This is a genomic window from Pedobacter riviphilus (assembly GCF_014692875.1).
Classification (GTDB): domain Bacteria; phylum Bacteroidota; class Bacteroidia; order Sphingobacteriales; family Sphingobacteriaceae; genus Pedobacter; species Pedobacter riviphilus.
On sequence record NZ_CP061171.1, the window covers coordinates 1,306,191 to 1,325,473 of the forward strand.

The window sequence follows — 19,283 nt, forward strand, 5'->3', positions numbered from 1 at the left end:
TATACGATAATAAGCTTACAAATACTCCTCAATATTTCCCTTACCCTCACGGATCACTTCGAACTCTCCTGTTGTACAGTCGATTACGGTAGAGGCTTCATTATCACCAAAACCTCCATCGATGACCAGGTCGACTAAATCTTCATATTTTTCGTGGATCAATTCCGGGTCGGTAGAATATTCAATTACATCATCATCATCCTTTATGGAAGTAGATAGGATAGGGTTGCCCAATTCTTTAACAATACAACGGGCAATGTTATTATCGGGCACACGGATACCCACCGTTTTTTTATTGGAACTTAATAATTTGGGTACGTTGTTGTTCGCGTTAAAGATAAAGGTAAACGGCCCGGGCAAAGCTTTCTTTAACACCCTGAACGTGGTATTGTCAATCGGTTTAATGTAATCGGATATATGCTTTAAATCGTGACAGATAAAAGAGAAATTGGCTTTTTCGGGTTTAATACCACGTATTCTGCATATTTTTTCGATGGCTTTCGGGTTGGTAATATCGCAGCCTAAACCATAAATGGTATCGGTAGGGTAGATGATTAAACCACCTTTCTTCAATACTTCAACAACTTGTTCAATGGCTCTTTCGTTGGGGTTTTCTGGATAGATCTTAATAAGCATAGCGTAAAAATAACAAATTAATGGTGTCAGTTGTTTAATAATCCTAATCTTTGTACCAACAAAACATATGCTAATCTATTATTATGAGAAAAGCTTTCGTCGCAATTGCCGCATTTTTAGTTGCCCTGACCATTATGCTGGGCCTTTACCATCCTTTTTTGTGGTGGACATTCATTTTTACAGGTCCTTTTGTCATTCTTGGTGTATACGATTTATACCAGCCCAAACACAGTATTGTAAGGAACTACCCGGTTTTTGGGCGTTTAAGGTATTTTATGGAGGAGTTAAGGCCGAAAGTTTACCAGTATTTTGTAGAAAGCGATACGAACGGTACGCCTTACAGCAGGTTAAACCGCTCTTTAATCTATCAACGTGCAAAAAAAGATAACGATACCATTCCATTCGGAACGCAGTTAAATGTTTACGACAATGGCTACGAATGGTTAAGCCATAGTATTGCGGCCATTTCTCACCACGAATTAAATTTAGATCCGCGAGTTATTGTTGGCGGACCAGATTGCAAAAAACCTTACTCTGCCAGTATTTATAATATATCGGCCATGAGTTTTGGCTCATTAAGTCAGAATGCCATTCTCGCTTTAAACGGTGGTGCTAAAATGGGCAACTTTGCCCATAATACCGGCGAAGGTGGAATAAGCGATTATCACCGTCAGCCAGGTGGCGATTTAATCTGGCAGATTGGTACCGGTTATTTCGGTTGCCGTAATGCCGATGGTACCTTTAATTACGATGCTTATGCCGAAAGGGCACAAACCGACCAGGTAAAAATGATCGAAATAAAACTTTCGCAAGGTGCTAAACCTGGGCATGGTGGGATGCTGCCGGCCAGTAAGGTAACACCAGAAGTCGCCAGGATTCGTTTAGTGCCCGAAGGTAAAGATGTATTGTCGCCACCTGCACACTCGGCATTTAACACTCCGATCGGTTTATTGGAGTTTGTGAAGAAACTTCGTGATTTATCGGGCGGTAAACCTGTAGGATTTAAATTGTGTATCGGTCGCAAAAGCGAGTTTTATGCCATTTGTAAAGCCATGGTAGAAACCGGAATTTATCCTGATTTTATTACTGTTGATGGTGGCGAAGGCGGAACAGGTGCTGCCCCACAGGAATTCTCAAATTCGGTAGGTATGCCTTTGCGCGAAGGTGTGGCATTCGTATATGATGTTTTGAATGGTTTTGACCTGAAAAAACACATTAAAATTATTGCCTCGGGTAAAGTGGCAACAGGTTTCGATCTGGTTAAAAATATAGCATTGGGTGCCGATATGTGTAATGCTGCCCGCGGAATGATGTTCGCTTTAGGCTGTATCCAGGCTTTAGAATGTAACAGCAATACCTGCCCAACAGGTGTGGCTACGCAAGATCAGAGCTTAATGAAAGGCCTTGTGGTAGAAGATAAAACCGTTCGGGTTAAAAACTTCCATAACTTAACTGTGGCCAGTGCCGTTGAATTATTAGGCGCTGCGGGTTTAAGAGAGCCGCATCAGTTAAGCAGGGCATACATCAATAGGCGAGTGAGCCCAAGTGTAATGCAAAGCTATTTGGAAACTTTTCCATATATCCCGGCAGGTAGTTTATTAAAAACGCCATATCCAACACGTTACGAGCTGGGTATGGCGCTGAGCACTTCGGCCAGTTTTGCACCAACCGATTATAAGGTTTCGGCGGTAGATTATGCACATGCCAACCCGTACGGTGATACGATGCATGATGATGGGCGATAAAGGCGAGGGATAACTTACGAAGTTTAAAAACAGACTAAGCGTAGGTAGAACTTCGGAAGTCTGGCATATGGCAACTCATTGGTTTTTTGGAAAGCAGGGGCAGTGGTGCTTGGGTTTGGGTAGTCCTGCTTTTTGCTACAAGTCCTCACTCGTTCCTCGCTCCGGGCTTTTCGCGTCAATCAGGTTTAGGTGGCCAGAAATGAAGGGGTATTAATGGATTAATCAGCAAATGTCTGTACAGAATGATTTCTGATTTTTAAACCATTTCTAATCCCTTGGATAATGTCGTATCATCAATTAAACTTAGATATTGTCAGTCTGAGCTTGTCGAAGACCTTTACCTGTTTCAACCCTAATAGTAATTTTGCTAACCATATAATTGTTATTTTAAATCATTTACCGTTGCATTTGGGCACCGGGCAGATAAAAAAATAATATATTGTTTTTGATTAATCAGGTAAAATGAAAATTGAGCATTTAAAGCCTTTTGACGGACAACACTGCGAAACCACTGCAACGGGAACCTTATTGCTGCAACTGGGGATTGAACTCTCTGAACCCATGCTTTTTGGACTTGGTGAAGGGCTTGGGTTTATCTATTGGAATATGAAAACAATGGATTTTCCATTTATAGGAGGAAGAATAAAAACCGATCTGCTTACACAAAACATCGCTAAAAATTTAAATCTCGAATTAACTGTTAAGGAAACTTCTTCAAAACAAAAAGCCTGGGATAATGTAAAGCAGCTTCTTGATAAAGGGCAGGTTGTAGGACTGAAATTAGATTGCTACCATTTGGAATATTTTTCGAACCCTTTTCATTTTGCAGGACACTACGCTGCAATTTATGGCTATGACGATGAAAATGCTTTTTTAGTGGATACAAGACAGCAAGGTGGGGAGGTAAAAACTTCTTTAGAAAGTTTAACATTGGCGAGGGCTGAAAAAGGACCTATGGCTTCGAAAAATCTGTATTATACACTCAAACAGACTAAGAAAAGGAATAATCCAGATCTGAAAGAGATCATACCAATAGCGATTAAAAATAACGCCATCGAATACCTGAACCCACCCATTACGAATATTGCCTATAAAGGGATTTTGAAAACAAGTACTGAAATTGTGAAATGGTTTAATGCGAGTAAAAACATTGTGCATGAATTTAAACTATCTGCCATGATTATGGAAAAAGCAGGAACAGGTGGCGCATTGTTCAGGAATTTGTATCGTGATTTTTTAAAAGAAAGTTACGAATTGCTGAAGCTTGATAAGCTAAAAACAGGATGGGAGGCATTTGCAGAAATTGCAGCACTCTGGACAACTGTATCACAGCTATTCGAAAAAGTAAGTGAAACAAAAGATTTTAAATACATTGAACAAGCATCCAATATCTTAAAGATTATTTCGGAAAAAGAGAAAAAGACAATGGAGATGTTGGCCACCATATAGTTATCCAGTTGGCAGCAGATTAGATATACCAAAACAATAAATCTCAAACTTTAATGCAGAAATTTTTAGGTAAAAAAAAGGAGTCGAGTTTTTAAAACTCGACTCCTTTGAGAATGGGTTATTTATTTTGCCTAAACCCTAAACCTTCCTAAAACTCTGCGTTTTTCGGGAATCTAGGGAACGCAATTACATCACGGATGTTCGTCATTCCGGTTACGAACAATACCAAACGCTCGAAACCTAAACCAAAACCCGAGTGCGGAGCTGATCCAAAGCGGCGGGTATCTAAATACCACCACAGTTCCTCTTGCGGAATGTTTAAAGCTTCCATGCGTTGTGTTAAACGGTCTAAACGTTCCTCACGTTGCGATCCGCCAATCATTTCGCCAATACCCGGGAATAAGATATCCATTGCCGCCACCGTCTGTCTGCCTTCAGCATCTGGTTCATTCTGGCGCATATAGAACGATTTAATATCAGCAGGATAATCTGTTAAGATTACCGGTTTTTTAAAGTGTTTTTCTACCAGGTAACGTTCGTGCTCACTTTGTAAATCGGCACCCCATTCATCAATCAGGTATTTAAATTGTTTCTTCTGGTTTGGTTTAGAAGATTTTAAGATCCTGATCGCCTCCGTATAGGTTAAACGTTCAAATTCATTGGCCAAACAGAAATCCAATTTCTCCAACAAGCTAAATTCGCTGCGCTCGTTCTGCGGTTTTTGTTTATCCTCTTCAGCTAAACGGGTATTTAAGAATTCTAATTCATCTTTGCAGTTGTCTAAAGCATATTTAATCACATACTTCATCATATCTTCAGCAAGTTGCATGTTGTCTTCTAAATCAGCAAAGGCAACTTCAGGCTCAATCATCCAGAATTCGGCCAGGTGACGCGTTGTATTCGAGTTTTCTGCCCTAAACGTTGGGCCGAAAGTATAAATCTTTCCGAAAGCCATTGCTGCCAATTCACCTTCCAACTGACCGGATACGGTTAAGTTGGTTGCCCGGGCGAAGAAATCCTGTGAGAAATCTACTTTACCATCTTCGGTGCGTGGTGTATTGTCGAAATCTAAAGTGGTTACTTTAAACATCTCACCGGCACCTTCTGCATCACTAGCGGTAATTACAGGCGTGTGCATATACACAAAACCGCGTTCGTTGTAGAATTGATGGATAGCGAAAGCCAAAGCGTGGCGTACCTTAAAAACGGCATTAAAAGTATTGGTACGGAAACGCAGGTGTGCAATTTCGCGTAAAAACTCTAAACTGTGTTTTTTGGGCTGTAATGGGAATTTTTCAGGATCACTATCACCCAAAATTTCTACACTGGTAGCCTTAATCTCTACGGTTTGACCTTTACCAAGCGATTCGACTAATTTACCTGTGGCAGAAATGGCCGCGCCGGTTGTTATTCTTTTCAACAGCTCATCAGGCAAATTATTAAAATCGATTACAACCTGGATATTGCTCATGCAAGACCCGTCATTTAATGCAATAAACTGATTATTACGGAAAGTTCTAACCCATCCCATAACCGTTACTTCTGTGTCAAATGCTGTCGACTTTAATAAATCTTTAATTTGCTGTCTCTTAATCATATTGTTATTTGTAAAAGGCGCAAATTTAGAAAAAAAATGTATCAGTTAGCAGTTTTCGGTATACTGTTTTCAGTTTTTTAGATTGGGTAGCTGTCAACTGCGAACTGTCAATTGCAAACTGCCTACTGTTGTTGCTGCTGCTGTTGTTGCTGTATCGCTTCCATATATTGCTGATAGCTATTTTTCGTTCTGGCTGTGCTTATAGTTTCCGAAGCTTTGGTATAGTTTACCTCTTTTGGCTGGAAGTAAGTTTCATTATCATTGAAATCTTCATCGTTATAACCTACTGATACATTCACTTCCATAATATGTTCGAAACCACCTTTGTAAACGCCTTTTACGGGTGAGCAATCGGCGAAATTCCGGCCTACTGCCAGGCGGACATGGTTTTCGTTAGCAATACAATTATTGGTAGGATCTAGGCCCAGCCAGCCATATTCTGGTAAATAGGCCTCGGCCCAGGCATGGGTAGCACCTTCGCCACGCATACCATCCCTGTTGGGGCAGATATAACCGCTCACATACCGTGCAGGGATTCCGGTTAAACGCAGCATAGCTGTTAATACATGGGCAAAATCCTGGCAAACTCCTGCTTTAAGATTTAAAATTTCATCAATGGTGGTATCAACCGCTGTTACACCTTTAATGTATTCGAAGTTGTTGAAAACGTGCGCACAGTACCTGATAGCGGTTTGGTAGGGGGTATCTTCGGTGCCTTTAATTTCTAAGGCTGTTTCCCTTAACTGGGTGATACCATCAAAACTTTCCTGCCGTAAATAATCAATATAGGGTACTTCAAATTTTAAGGCGCTTAAACTGTTCCATTGCTCGCTACTAAACATATCATCTTGCGGTAATGGCTTCGGAAAGGTTTCTACAGTTACCTTCGAAAAGATTTTAAGTTGGGTATGGGGTTCGTTTTGGGTAAAAGTGCCTACTTCGTTGCCGTAATAATCGATAAAAATTTCAATTTCAGGGCCTCCGGATATATTCAGGTCGTGTTTAACCACTTTTTGAAAATCATCTTTAATCGGAAAAAGGATAATCTGGTTAGCGCTATCGCGCACCGGCGATTCGTATTTGTAATTGGTGATATGTTTGATTTTGAAAATTGGCATATAGGTTTTTGTTATTTATATGTTACCGCAAGTTAATGGAGTAAAAATAGGTGTAACGGTTAAAAAATAGTACCTGTGTTAATCTATGGTTAAAAATTTAGTTGTTTATGAATTTGCGAAATAATATTCATTTAACAGGTTTCCGATACCGAAAAGCTCGGCCCTGATCTCGGTAAGGTAATGATGCAATTGCTCTTCGTTCATGGTATTTACCGAGCTATAGGTAATCATACTTTTTAAACGCCCTATTTTAAAAGACAGGTTGTTGTAATGTTCGATATTACTTTCGCTCTTTAACCGGTTAAAATATCTTTCAATATTATTCATGGCGTATAATGCCGACCGTGGAAAATCATTGTTGAGCATAGCCAGCTCAATGATGTTTTTTGCATCGAAACCCTGCCTGTAGGTTTTAAGATAAAGTTCATAACCGCCCAACGAAAGTAGTAAATGTTTCCAGTAGGATATATCGGTCAATAGATCAGGGTTACTGCTTATCGAGCTGAATTTAATGTCCAGAATATCAATCGATTGGATGCTTCTTTCCAGGTGTTTGCCAATATTCATAAAACTTCTGCTTTCTCCGCGCTCCATTGCGCTATCGGCCGTTCCGTTATACAGCATTACCTGTTTAATCAAGATATCTAATGCGGTAACAGGATCGTCTTTTTGTACATACCACAATAGCTTTTCATCTTTAACAGTGTGGTAGTATTCGTTCAGGCATTGCCATAAATCTTTTGGGATATGTTCCTGAACGCTCCGTGCATTTTCCCGTGCCAGGGTAACGATGTTTAAAATCGAATTTGGGTTTTCGCGGTTTAGCAGGAGGTATTCTATCACCGCCCGGCTATCGTGCTGTATATTCAATAGTTCATTTTCATCATCTGACGAAAAAATCCTGATTACGGGCTTCCAGGTAAATTCCTGTATCGTGTCTTGTGAGGAAGCGTAATTTATTTTTAACATGCGCAGCATACCGTCGCTTCGCTCAACATATCTGCTTAACCAATATAAGCTTGATGCAACTCTACTTAACATATTCTGTATTCTAAGAAGTTAAAACCCATGTATCTTTACTGCCACCGCCCTGCGAGCTGTTTACCACCAGTGAACCTTCTTTTAAGGCTACCCTGGTTAGTCCGCCGGGAACAATTGAAATGCCATCTGGTCCGTTTAAAGCAAACGGGCGGAGATCTATTCTGCGCGGAGCCAGTTTTCCGTTAATAAAACACGGCGCAGAAGATAGGCTGATGGTAGGTTGGGCTATAAAGTTGCGTGGGTCTTTCAGTATTTCAATTTTGTATTCTTCAGTTTCCTGCTCACTGGCGGCATGCCCCATTAACATGCCATATCCACCGCTTCCATTGGTTTTTTTAATGACCATTGTATTGATGTTTGCGAAAACATAATCAAGCTCATCTTTATTGCTGAGCTGGTAGGTGGGCACATTCTTTAATATGGGCTCTTCGTTCAGGTAATACCTGATCATATCTGGCACATAGGTGTAAACAGCTTTGTCGTCGGCTACGCCATTGCCTACTGCATTAATAATGGCTACATTACCTTTGCGATAAGCGCCCATCAGGCCTGCCACGCCCAGCACGCTATTCGGATTAAAAACCAGTGGATCGAGATAGTCATCATCTACACGACGATAAATTACATCCACCTGCTGCAGGCCAGTAGTGGTTTTCATAAATACCTTTTGGTTTTTAACCACCAAATCGCGCCCTTCTACCAATTCTACCCCCATTAAACGGGCCAGGGTAGTATGTTCGTAATACGCAGAATTATACATGCCCGGACTTAGCAGCACAATTGTTGGGTTTGAAACCGCCCTGGGAGAGAGGCTCATTAAATTTTTATATAATATAGCAGGATATTCGGTTACGCTCCTAACGCCACATTGCGGAATAAGATCGGGGAATAGCCTTTTGGTAATTTCCCTGTTTTCGAGCATATAACTTACGCCTGATGGTGTCCGAAGATTATCTTCGAGTACATAAAATGTTCCGTCGTGATCTCTGATCAGGTCTATTCCGGCAATATGGATATAGATATCGTGTAATACATTTACATTGTGCATCTCTCTTAAAAAATGCGGGCAAGAATAAATTACATTTATAGGTACAATCTGGTCTTTTAAGATAAATTGATTGCTATAAATGTCTTTTAAGAAAAGATTTAGCGCCTTTAACCTTTGTTTTATTCCTTTTTCTATGAAAGACCACTCTGTTGAAGTGATAATTCTCGGGATAATATCAAAAGGAAAGATTTTTTCGATGCCTTCGCCACTATCATAAACGGTAAAGGTAATACCCTGGCTCATAAATAGCTTTTTAGCGAGTTCTTCCTTTTTGTTCAGGTTCTCGAGCGACTCTTTAGAGAAATTGCTGATAAAATTTGCATAGTGATTTCTGTAATTATCACCATTTAGAAACATTTCATCGTAAGTTTTGGGATGATTAAAGTAATTTTTTATAAAATCTTCTATCATTTTGCTTAAATATTTCCTTAAATTATGATTTTGTAAGAATAAAACTATTTTTTTTGTGATAAAATTTAATATTAATGTGTTTTATGTTTGTTTGTTTTGGTTTTTGTGTCTGAATTTTAGTGTTTTATGTATTTTTTATTAAAAATTTTAATTTTTTTGATAAAAATACTTGCTAATATGAATAAAGTTTGTACTTTTGTAATGCTCGTTAATTATTATTATATATTTGGTTTAAAAAAAGCGCTGGTAACGGCGCTTTTTTTATAAAACTTTCAAGACTTATTCATAATCAACATAAACCAAACAATTTAAACCAAGAAAGCTCCAGTTTACTGGGGCTTTTCTTTTTTATTATCGGTCATGGTCTCGATCCGATAGCAATCGGATGAAGTGTAGCGAAATGGAGCGTTCTCAAAGAAAAGTCGTCATTGCGAGAAGGCTTTTTCAGCCGACGAAGCAATCTTACAGCTATGGATTGTAGCGATCGTAGTAAGATTGCTTCGTCGTTCCTCCTCGCAATGACGACTCCTCGCGGCTTGAAGTACCGGAAATGAAAATCATTGCATAAAAAAAAGCTATCCTGATTTTAATCGGGATAGCTTCCAGTATATGTTTTGTTGTTGTTATTCTTCTGAGTAGGTAATTTTATTTACGTGTTTATCAATTTCCCATCTTCCTGTGCCTTCTTCACCAATCACTTCGAATAATTCTAATGCCCTACGCGCTTTGTATTCTTCTTCGCGTTGCTCTTTCAAGAACCAGTTTAAGAATTCCATGGTTACAAAATCCTGTTCTTTATGGCATTTAGCAGCCAGGTTTTTAAAACTTTGGGTAATGGCGATTTCTGCTTCTAAAGCATCCTCGAAAACTTCTCTAAATCCGGCAAAATCAGTTTTAATGCCTGAAACTTCTGGAGATATTGCATTTCCACCCATATCCAAAACATATTTGAACAATTTTAATTGGTGTACTCTTTCTTCTTCAGATTGCTTTAAGAAATAATCTGCTGAAAAATCGAACCCATTTTGGTCGCACCAAGATGACATTGCTAAATATAGTGATGAAGAGTGAGCTTCTTTTTTGATCTGCTGATTTAATAATGTTTCTATATCCTGTGATATTAAACATTTAATGCGCATTAAGTCTTTCATAATTTTCTTTGCTTAACTAATGATACAAATGTAACATCAAATTAACCAAATGGTGTGATTTATTTGCTATATGAAATTAGTCTAAATTGCTGATAATTAGTTATTTGTAATCAGTTTAAATAAGGCGGCTAAGAGGGGAAATGTCCGAATAACGCGAAACGGATTGTGGTTGAGGATCAGAAGGATAGTGGGCAGTTTTAAGTTTTTAGTTTTCAGTTGGCAGTTTTACTCTCAATCGTCATCCTGAGTTTATCTCAGGATCTTTTTGGTATGAGATAGATACTGAAGCAGTCCGATAGTTCGGGTTCAGTATGACGCTTCGATTGGAATTGAGCGAAAAATGGATGTAATTAATACAGTACAGTTTTCAGTTGGCAATTAACAGTTGACAGTTTCATGTAAGCAGTTAACCAGTTTAGACAATTAACCGATTAACCAATTTATGCAGTTAAGCTATTAGCCAATTTTAACTAACCAATGAACTAATGACTAATGAACCACTGACTAACGACTAATAAACCAATCTATACAGGCAGTCGCTAATGATATGGTTAAGCTTAAACATGGTAAAAGTACCTTGTAGTAAATCTTTTAAAGCGATGATTTCTAAAGCACTTAATAAATAGATGTGTTCGCAGCCATTAAAGGTAACCAATTCGAAATCGGCTTTGTGTGTATTTAGCAGGAGTGCTTCAATATCAATCTGTTCTACAACAGCTTTTAATTTTTGAAGGGACAGGCAGTTGAAGCGTGCAAACTTGCCGCCAAAATCTACATAAAAGCAGTTTAACTTATCTGATTGATAAATAGAACCATGTGTATTTGAGAATACGTTAACCAGTTCATTAATATCGATACATGCTTTTTCCATCGGTTACAAAAATTGGCATTATTTAGATTAAATACAAATAAAAACGAAAATAAATTTGAAGAGCGCTGAGCATGGAGCGTTTAGCGGTGCAAAATTGTATGGGGGTAGGGTGTTATTTGAGCTTAAAGACCATGTGATGGTATAGTCCACCCATAAATTCTTTTTCATTCTGCACCGAAAAGCCCATTTTTTCGTAAAGCTTTAATGCGTTTTCGTTATTCTGTTCTACCAATAAACCAATGGCGTGGTGGTCAAGTTGTTTAGCCCAATCAATTCCTGCTTTAATGAGCTGTTTCCCTATTCCCTTTCCCTGGGCCAGTGGATTAACACTGATGGTATCGAGGTAAAATTCCCCGCTTTGTGTCTCGGTACTTGGGTTGTTGTTATTTGTCTGGTAATGTTCAGCCAGGTAGGCTAAAAAGGGCTGGCGAAGCATTAGGAGTTTTTCGCCATCATAGGCATTTAAAGAGCCTAGAATTTTGCCTTCATTTTCAAAAACCAGGGTATTCTCGTAACTGTATTGGTTGTTCTTTTGTTGGAAAAAATGTTTAAAGATCCGATTAATTATTTCATCATCTTCTACATTGGTTAATTTCTTCGCCAGCTTGCCCATCGCCTGGATAATCAGCGGTACAACTTCTTCTGTATCTGCGGGCTTGGCTGGTCTGATCATCTAAATATTACTTAGGTTAAAGGTTTCTGCCACGCGTATGCCTTTTTCTGTGCGCTGTAGGGTGCAGCATTCGTTAATGGGATCGTGTTCTAAGAATAATATATAATTGTTGTTAACAGCTTCTTCTAAAAAGGCCTGCTTTTCGGTTAAGGTTTTTAAAGGAAACATATCATAAGCCATTACATAGGGCAGGGGCAGGTGGCCAACAGAAGGTAAAAGATCGGCCATATATACGATGGTTCTGCCTTTGTAGCTGATTTTGGGTAACATCATAGCATCGGTATGGCCGTATGCAAAACTGATATTGATGTCTTTTTGCCATTCGATATTTTCTTTTTCGGCTACAAATTTAAGCTGTCCGCTTTCCTGGATTGGAAGGATGTTCTCCTTTAAAAAAGAAGCTTTTTCCCTTGCATTCGGCTCTACAGCCCATTGCCAATGTTTTTCGTTGCTCCAATATGTGGCGTTTTTAAAGGCTGGTATCAGTTTCTCGTTTTCTCTTACAATGGCCCCACCCACATGATCGAAATGGAGGTGTGTGAGGAATACATCAGTAATATCGGCTGTACTGAAGCCTAATTGTACCAGCGATTTTTCCATCGAGTCGTCCCCATGCAGGTAGTAATGACTGAAAAACTTTTCGTCCTGTTTGTTTCCTATCCCGGTATCCACTAAAATTAATTGATTGCCTTCTTCGATCAATAAACAACGCATGGCCCAGGTACAGAGGTTATTGGCATCGGCCGGATTGGTTTTTTGCCAGATTACTTTGGGCACTACGCCAAACATGGCACCGCCATCGAGTTTAAAAAAGCCTGTGTTTATGGTATGGAGTTTCATTTTTGTAGTATCAAGTGATTTGTAGTATCAAGTAATTAGTATCAAGTAATTTGTAGTATCAAGTAATTAGTATCTAGTATCAAGTAGTATCAAGACTGGAATTGGCTAAAAATACAAAAACCCTTCAGTTTTAACTAAAGGGTTTTTGTTATTTGGATCATGGACTATAGACTTTTGACTACAGACTCAAGACCTATAAGTGTATTACTTCTCCGTATGCATCAGCAGCAGCTTCCATAATAGCTTCGCTCATGGTAGGGTGAGGGTGAACTGATTTAATCATTTCGTGTCCGGTTGTTTCTAATTTACGGGCCACTACAATTTCGGCAATCATTTCGGTCACGTTGGCACCAATCATGTGTGCACCTAATAATTCGCCGTATTTGGCATCGAAAATTAATTTTACAAAACCATCTTTTGCACCGGCAGCACTTGCTTTTCCTGAAGCTGAGAACGGGAATTTACCTATTTTCAATTCGTAACCTGCTGCTTTTGCTGCTTTTTCGGTATAACCTACTGAAGCAATTTCTGGTGTGCAATAGGTACATCCCGGGATATTGTTGTAATCTAAAGGCTCTACATGCTGACCCGCAATTTTCTCCACACAGATAATGCCCTCTGCAGAAGCCACGTGCGCTAAGGCTTGTCCGCCAACTACATCGCCGATTGCATAATAACCTTTAACTGAAGTGTTATAGAATTCATCGGTAACGATTTTACCTTTTTCGGTTTTTATGCCGGTTTCTTCTAAACCAATGTTTTCGATGTTGGCCACAATGCCAGCGGCTGAAAGCACGATATCGGCCTCGATAGTCTGCATACCTGAAGCTGTTTTAACCGAAACTTTGCAGCCTGCACCGCTGGTATCAACAGATTCGACACTGGCTGATGTCATGACATCGATACCGGTTTTTTTCAGGCTGCGTAATAATTGTTTAGACACATCTTCATCTTCTACAGGAACAACGTTATCCATAAACTCTACGATGGTTACTTTTGTGCCCATGGTAGCATAGAAATAAGCAAACTCTACACCAATAGCGCCAGAGCCTACCACTACCATGCTTTTTGGTAATTCGGGAAGTACCATGGCCTGGCGGTAGCCGATAATTTTTTTGCCATCCTGTTTCAGGTTAGGTAATTCCCTTGAACGGGCACCTGTAGCAATGATGATATTTTTAGCACTTAGTTCCTGCTGAGAACCATCGGCACCTTTAACTTCTAATTTGTTTCCTGGTTTTACTTTACCAGTGCCCATAATGACGTCAATTTTATTTTTTTTCATTAAAAATTGAACGCCTTTGCTCATGCCATCGGCTACACCACGGCTACGTTTTACCACAGCAGCAAAATCGGCAGTAGCACCCGAAGTAGTAATTCCGTAATCAGCAGCATGATTAATATATTCGAAAACCTGAGCACTTTTTAAAAGTGCTTTAGTAGGGATACAGCCCCAGTTTAAACAAATACCACCTAATGATTCACGCTCAACAATTGCAACTTTTAGTCCCAATTGAGAAGCTCTGATTGCAGCTACGTAACCACCTGGGCCGCTGCCTAAAACAATAACGTCGTAATTCATCTGTTTTTTAATCTATTTTAAAGAGATTTGTTTTTAATTGTTTTGTATTATCTGTAATCGTCTGGCTTCATCCCTTAATAGCGGTTACCTATATTCGGATTACAAAAAGTTAAAAGATCTTCATCCTGCAACAATCGCTCAAAACTAAAAAAAAAATGTCAATTGGCTAGCTCAATGTTGAGGTAACCGCTAAAATTTACAATGATTGAATATTGTTTTGACCCCGATGTTTAAAAATGACGGCTACAATTAGGTGGGTTTGCAGAATAATATATGGATAAGCTGACGAAAACTTGGATAATAGCTATGTTTATGATTAAAAAAATGTTGTGGATATGTATTATTTAAAAAATACCAATGTTAATATAAATTTCATGCTTAAATTATAAGCAACTGTTGGTTTTATTATTAAAAATTTAGTTTTATAAACAATGTATTGATAAACTGAAAGTTATAATTCATGTAATATGTGTTAAATGTTGAAAAGTTTTGCCTGACTTAATAATTATTTAACATTGGATGTTAAAATGTGTTAAATTTTATTAAGACATTTGCAGCAATAAAATCCCCTTTTAGATTATTATTCAACAACAAAAAACATTTAAAAAACAAAGTATGAAGAAATCTTTACTTTTAAGATTAGTACTGGTTATTGTTGCATTTGTAGGTATTACATTGGGTGTTAACGCACAGGTAACCACATCATCAATGACAGGAACTATTAAGGACGCCAAAGGCGCCTTGCCTGGTGCAAGTGTTAAAGCAACACATACACCAACTGGGACTGTTTATTCGGTATCTACAAACAACGATGGTCGTTTTACCATCGGTGGTATGCGTGTTGGTGGTCCTTATACCATTGAAGTAAGTTTTGTTGGTTACAGGCCAGAGAAACAAACTGAAGTTTATTTGAAAATTGGTGAACCTTATTTGTTAAATTTAGTATTAACTGATAATAGTTCAACATTAGCCGAAGTTAAAGTTGTTGGTCAAAGTGCTAACAGTATTTTAAATTCAAATAAAAATGGGACTTCAACTGTAATTGCTAGGCAACAAATTCAATCCTTGCCAACAATTACTCGTAGTGTTAACGATTTAACCCGCTTAACACCACAGGCTAATAGTACATCAATTGGTGGCGGTAATTACCGTTCAAACAACTTTACTGTAGATGGTGCTAACTTTAATAACCAATTTGGTATTGGTCAGAATATCCCCGCCGGCGGTTCGCCCATTTCAATTGATGCATTAGAGCAGATTTCAATCAACGTAACACCTTATGATGTTCGTCAGACTGGTTTTACTGGAGGTTCTATAAGTGCTGTAACCCGTTCTGGTACGAATACCTTCCAGGGTAGTGCTTTTTATACCATGCGTGGTGAAGAACAACAAGGTAAAAGAATCGGAGAAACTTATCGTATTCCAGATGCAGCAATTCAGAAATTAGATGAAAAAAACTTTGGTTTTAGTCTTGGTGGTCCAATTATAAAGGATAAGTTATTCTTTTTTGCTAATTATGAAAAGAAACACACTATCCAGCCAGGAACAACAAGAATTGCATCTTCTCCTTCATTGCCTTATGGAGCTCCAGGTACCCCTAATACTGTTGTGCCAGCTAGTCAATCGCTTTTGAACGAAATTTCTTCATATTTAGATGCTAAATATGGTTATAAAACAGGACCATATCAAGGATATTCAAATGTAAGTGATAACGAAAAAATGTTTGCCCGTTTAGACTGGAACATTACTAAAAATCATCGTTTTAGTGTTAGGTATAATCAGGTAGAAAGTCAAAGCCCTTCTCCAGCTAGTACATCTGTAACCAACTCAGGAGTTACTGGCGCGTTGAGTTATAACAATAATAGGTCGGGTACTGCAAATAATGCTGGATTACCTTTTTATAATTCTAACTATTACCAGGCGGCAAACCTATATTCTGCAGTGGCAGAGTTAACGTCGAACTTTGGTAGCAAACTAACAAATGTTGCACGTGCTACTTACTCGCACCAAAACGATCCAAGAAATTCAGATAGTTCTCCATTTCCTTTAGTTGATATCTTGGATGGAACCCAAAATGCTTCAAATGCAGGAAATGTTTTGACCACTTTTGGGTATGAACCATTCACTTACGGGAATTTAAGAGATGTTAAAGGATATACTTATTCTGATGACTTGAGCTTAGCTTTAGGAAAGCATAATATTACCTTAGGTTTGCAAGCTGAATTCAGTACTACCAAAAATGGATTTCAGCGTTTTGGTACTGGTTTCTACACTTTCAAATCATGGGATGACTTCAAAAATGGAGCTAAGCCGCTGCAATATTCTGTAACTTATCCATTAACTGCTGATGGTTCTCAAGCTTTCCCTAGCTTTAAGTTCGCTCAATATTCAGCCTATTTACAAGATGAATTTACCGTTTCTGACCGTTTAAAATTAACAGCCGGCTTGCGTATTGAACAAGCAACTTATCCGGATGCTCCAGAAATTAAAACGCACCCTCTTGTAGCTGCTCAAACTTTCCATGATGGAAGAAAAGTAGATACAGGTGTTTTACCAGAAAATAGATTATCATATTCTCCACGTTTTGGCTTTAACTGGGATGTGATGGGAGATCGTTCATTCCAAGTTCGTGGAGGTACAGGTATTTTTACCGGTCGTGTTCCATTTGTATGGATTGTATCACAATCAAGTGATGCAGGTTTGTTACAGTATTTACAAACTTACTCTAGTCTTAATGGTGGGGCTGTTCCTTCATTTAATCCAAGTATTGCTCCAAATTTACTTACAGCAACTAAGCCGGCCGCAGGGACTAGTATCCCAGGAACCATTAGTATTATGTCACCGGATTTAAAATTCCCTCAGACTTGGAAATCAAGTTTAGCATTTGATGTTAAATTGCCTTGGGGAATAGTAGGAACATTAGAAGGTATTTATGGTAAAGATTTAAATGTCGCTGTCGCTAAAAACATCAATCTGGTGAATCCAACTGCAACCAATATTGCTGGTTATCCTGATAATAGACCATTGTATCCAAACTCTGTTGCCGGAAGACAAGAAGTAGATATTAATGCAGCTGGTATCCCTACTGCTAATGGAACATCTTCATTAAATGTTACCGAGATGACAAATGCAAAAGGTGGTTATAACTGGATGATTACTGGTCAGTTAACTAAGCAGTTTAACAGCGGAATATCAGCAATGATTGCTTATACACGTTCAGATCAACGTAATTACGGTGATGGTGGTGGGGATCAGCTAGGTAACTTATGGTCAATTCCTGCTACATCTACTAATCCAAATATTCCAACATTAAGTTATTCTCAAAACTTAAATCCAGATCGTATCATTGCAAGTGTTTCATATAGAAAAGAGTATCTTAAAAACTTAGCTACTTCATTCTCATTGTTTTATGAAGGATCTCAACAAGGAAGATATTCATATGTATATGGTGCTGATTATAATAGAGATGGTGTTTCTGGAAATGACTTGATTTATATTCCTAAAGATGCATCTGAAATAAATTTTGTTGCTGTACCGGCAAACTTAGTAAGTACCTCTACTGTAACTAGAGCATATCCTAGATCATATACTGCAGCAGAACAAAGTGCTATTTTTGAAACTTATATAGCGCAAGATCCATATTTAAGTAAACATAGAGGAGAATATGCACAGCGTAATGCTGCAACTTCTCCATGGAGAAATCAATTCGATTTAAGAATTACTCAACAAATCTTCAAGAATTACGGTAAGTCAAAAAATACTTTTGAATTTACAGCAGACATTTTTAATGTTGGTAATTTGTTAAACCGTAAGTGGGGTAATGTAAATTTTGTTAATAATGCTAGTATTTTGGTTCCTCAAAATGCATCAGCGATTAATGATACTACTAAACCAACATTTATTCTTGCTGCTGCCCAAGGTGATATAGTTAGAAATACTTTTGGTACTTCTCAAACTATTTCTTCTACTTATTATATGCAATTTGGTGTTCGTTACATTTTTAACTAACACTCAAAATGATAAACGTCAAAGCCCCGATCATTCGATCGGGGCTTTTTGTTATAAAGCTGAATACTAATGGGATTTATTGAAGCAAACTATTCAGATTACTATCCTACCTCTTTTTTAACCTTTGCCGGCACACCCGCAACCATCACATGTGGCGGAACATCTTTTGTAACACAAGCGCCAGCGGCTACATAGGCTCCTTTTTCAATGGTTACGCCTGGGATTACCGTTGCGCCAGCACCTATAAAAACACCTTCGTTAATGTTTACGTTTCCGGCAATGGTTACGCCGGGAGAAATGGTCACGTAGTTTTCTACTATGCAATCGTGGCTGATGTTGCAGTTGGAATTAACAATACAGTGGTTACCGATACGCACATTTGCATTGATTACACAGCCTGGTGCAATACAGTTGCCATAACCAATTTTAATAGAGGGACTGATATAATTGTGCCGATGGATGATATTGATGAATTGATAGCCTTTGTTTTCTAATGGCTTAATGATCGATTTTCTTTCATAAGTGCCTATTGCACCAATTAATGCAATATGTAAAGCAGCAGGATGTTTTTCTAAAAAGGATGGTAAAAAAATAACTGGCTTGGCTATATTTGGATGATTAACGGCATTATCCAGGTTTATTACATATCCTGCTAATTGATATTCGTTATTGCCGTTTAAATATTCGCTAAGCTCTGTAGCATGTTTGCCTGCACCAAGAAGATATACATTGATCATAACATTATTCCTGTTTGGAGTAATTTGTTTAAATCCAATATACATTTATATCAGCAAAATTAAATGATGTATCGATAAAGATATAATGTTGAGCGACAGGTATTTTAACGAATGTATTTTTAAAATGATATTTCATGTAATAAAGTAACTACTTGATGTAAAAAAATAACCGCCTTAATAGTTGATAACTATTTTTATAATGGAAAACAAAAAAATCTATCTATGAAACATACACTCTCTCAGAAAAAGATCTTTTCATTGAACTAGAATACCTTAGAACCGTTTTTTAAACAGTTTATCCCTTCAATTCTAATTCTCTTTTAATCCCTAAACTTTTGTGCTTTTATAGTAGGCCAGCCATTGTTTTACGTAATAA

The 19,283-nt window shown here is 38.2% G+C and carries 14 protein-coding genes; 3 read left to right on the top strand and 11 right to left on the bottom strand.

Annotation, left to right across the window (positions count from 1 at the left end; translation table 11 throughout):
* Positions 1–15: 15 nt before the first annotated feature.
* Positions 16–636, bottom strand: coding sequence for an L-threonylcarbamoyladenylate synthase (locus H9N25_RS05440; protein ID WP_167293758.1), 621 nt, complete (start codon positions 634–636; stop codon positions 16–18).
* A gap of 83 nt (positions 637–719) precedes the next feature.
* On the opposite strand from H9N25_RS05440, the gene H9N25_RS05445 reads away from it, so the two are divergent.
* Positions 720–2,381 (top strand): FMN-binding glutamate synthase family protein, encoded by a 1,662-nt coding sequence (locus H9N25_RS05445; protein WP_190328205.1) that lies wholly within the window; start codon positions 720–722, stop codon positions 2,379–2,381.
* A 462-nt stretch (positions 2,382–2,843) separates the two neighbouring features.
* Positions 2,844–3,830, top strand: a complete 987-nt coding sequence (locus H9N25_RS05450) for a BtrH N-terminal domain-containing protein (RefSeq protein ID WP_190328206.1) — start codon at positions 2,844–2,846, stop codon at positions 3,828–3,830.
* A 148-nt stretch (positions 3,831–3,978) separates the two neighbouring features.
* On the opposite strand, the gene asnS is transcribed toward H9N25_RS05450, so the two are convergent.
* The 9 genes from asnS to lpdA all read right to left on the bottom strand — a co-directional run bounded on the left by asnS (position 3,979) and on the right by lpdA (position 14,162).
* The gene (gene asnS / locus H9N25_RS05455; protein WP_167293761.1) at positions 3,979–5,427 is read right to left on the bottom strand and encodes an asparagine--tRNA ligase; all 1,449 of its coding nucleotides are present in this window, start codon (positions 5,425–5,427) and stop codon (positions 3,979–3,981) included.
* 122 nt (positions 5,428–5,549) lie between these two features.
* Positions 5,550–6,545: a transglutaminase family protein gene (locus tag H9N25_RS05460; protein ID WP_190328207.1), complete on the bottom strand. Its 996-nt coding sequence runs from the start codon at positions 6,543–6,545 to the stop codon at positions 5,550–5,552.
* Positions 6,546–6,650: 105 nt separating this feature from the next.
* The gene (locus H9N25_RS05465) at positions 6,651–7,586 is read right to left on the bottom strand and encodes an alpha-E domain-containing protein (protein ID WP_167293763.1); all 936 of its coding nucleotides are present in this window, start codon (positions 7,584–7,586) and stop codon (positions 6,651–6,653) included.
* A 10-nt stretch (positions 7,587–7,596) separates the two neighbouring features.
* A complete protein-coding gene (locus tag H9N25_RS05470; RefSeq protein ID WP_190328208.1) occupies positions 7,597–9,045 on the bottom strand; it encodes a circularly permuted type 2 ATP-grasp protein in 1,449 nt (482 codons plus the stop codon).
* Positions 9,046–9,668: 623 nt separating this feature from the next.
* Positions 9,669–10,196, bottom strand: a complete 528-nt coding sequence (locus tag H9N25_RS05475; RefSeq protein WP_167293765.1) for a ferritin — start codon at positions 10,194–10,196, stop codon at positions 9,669–9,671.
* Positions 10,197–10,707: 511 nt separating this feature from the next.
* Positions 10,708–11,067 carry a hypothetical protein gene (locus H9N25_RS05480; protein ID WP_167293766.1) on the bottom strand — a complete coding sequence of 120 codons (360 nt, stop codon included), beginning with the start codon at positions 11,065–11,067 and terminating at the stop codon, positions 10,708–10,710.
* Between the two features lie 112 nt (positions 11,068–11,179).
* The gene (locus tag H9N25_RS05485; RefSeq protein ID WP_190328209.1) at positions 11,180–11,740 is read right to left on the bottom strand and encodes a GNAT family N-acetyltransferase; all 561 of its coding nucleotides are present in this window, start codon (positions 11,738–11,740) and stop codon (positions 11,180–11,182) included.
* Positions 11,741–12,580 (bottom strand): MBL fold metallo-hydrolase, encoded by an 840-nt coding sequence (locus tag H9N25_RS05490; RefSeq protein ID WP_190328210.1) that lies wholly within the window; start codon positions 12,578–12,580, stop codon positions 11,741–11,743.
* Positions 12,581–12,773: 193 nt separating this feature from the next.
* The gene (gene lpdA, locus H9N25_RS05495) at positions 12,774–14,162 is read right to left on the bottom strand and encodes a dihydrolipoyl dehydrogenase (protein WP_169502079.1); all 1,389 of its coding nucleotides are present in this window, start codon (positions 14,160–14,162) and stop codon (positions 12,774–12,776) included.
* A gap of 615 nt (positions 14,163–14,777) precedes the next feature.
* Here lpdA and H9N25_RS05500 point away from each other — a divergent pair.
* Entirely contained in the window at positions 14,778–18,170 is a 3,393-nt protein-coding gene (locus H9N25_RS05500; RefSeq protein WP_167293770.1) for a TonB-dependent receptor, read from the top strand.
* Between the two features lie 101 nt (positions 18,171–18,271).
* Here the strand turns inward: H9N25_RS05500 and H9N25_RS05505 are convergent, their stop codons facing one another.
* Positions 18,272–18,907 carry an acetyltransferase gene (locus H9N25_RS05505; RefSeq protein ID WP_190328211.1) on the bottom strand — a complete coding sequence of 212 codons (636 nt, stop codon included), beginning with the start codon at positions 18,905–18,907 and terminating at the stop codon, positions 18,272–18,274.
* Positions 18,908–19,283: the final 376 nt, after the last annotated feature.

What these genes read in the sequence shown, in the direction of transcription:
- H9N25_RS05440 (WP_167293758.1), bottom strand. Translation starts at nt 636, where the DNA reads ATGCTTATTAAGATCTATCCAGAAAACCCCAACGAAAGAGCCATTGAA.
- H9N25_RS05445 (WP_190328205.1), top strand. Translation starts at nt 720, where the DNA reads ATGAGAAAAGCTTTCGTCGCAATTGCCGCATTTTTAGTTGCCCTGACC.
- H9N25_RS05450 (WP_190328206.1), top strand. Translation starts at nt 2,844, where the DNA reads ATGAAAATTGAGCATTTAAAGCCTTTTGACGGACAACACTGCGAAACC.
- asnS (WP_167293761.1), bottom strand. Translation starts at nt 5,427, where the DNA reads ATGATTAAGAGACAGCAAATTAAAGATTTATTAAAGTCGACAGCATTT.
- H9N25_RS05460 (WP_190328207.1), bottom strand. Translation starts at nt 6,545, where the DNA reads ATGCCAATTTTCAAAATCAAACATATCACCAATTACAAATACGAATCG.
- H9N25_RS05465 (WP_167293763.1), bottom strand. Translation starts at nt 7,586, where the DNA reads ATGTTAAGTAGAGTTGCATCAAGCTTATATTGGTTAAGCAGATATGTT.
- H9N25_RS05470 (WP_190328208.1), bottom strand. Translation starts at nt 9,045, where the DNA reads ATGATAGAAGATTTTATAAAAAATTACTTTAATCATCCCAAAACTTAC.
- H9N25_RS05475 (WP_167293765.1), bottom strand. Translation starts at nt 10,196, where the DNA reads ATGAAAGACTTAATGCGCATTAAATGTTTAATATCACAGGATATAGAA.
- H9N25_RS05480 (WP_167293766.1), bottom strand. Translation starts at nt 11,067, where the DNA reads ATGGAAAAAGCATGTATCGATATTAATGAACTGGTTAACGTATTCTCA.
- H9N25_RS05485 (WP_190328209.1), bottom strand. Translation starts at nt 11,740, where the DNA reads ATGATCAGACCAGCCAAGCCCGCAGATACAGAAGAAGTTGTACCGCTG.
- H9N25_RS05490 (WP_190328210.1), bottom strand. Translation starts at nt 12,580, where the DNA reads ATGAAACTCCATACCATAAACACAGGCTTTTTTAAACTCGATGGCGGT.
- lpdA (WP_169502079.1), bottom strand. Translation starts at nt 14,162, where the DNA reads ATGAATTACGACGTTATTGTTTTAGGCAGCGGCCCAGGTGGTTACGTA.
- H9N25_RS05500 (WP_167293770.1), top strand. Translation starts at nt 14,778, where the DNA reads ATGAAGAAATCTTTACTTTTAAGATTAGTACTGGTTATTGTTGCATTT.
- H9N25_RS05505 (WP_190328211.1), bottom strand. Translation starts at nt 18,907, where the DNA reads ATGATCAATGTATATCTTCTTGGTGCAGGCAAACATGCTACAGAGCTT.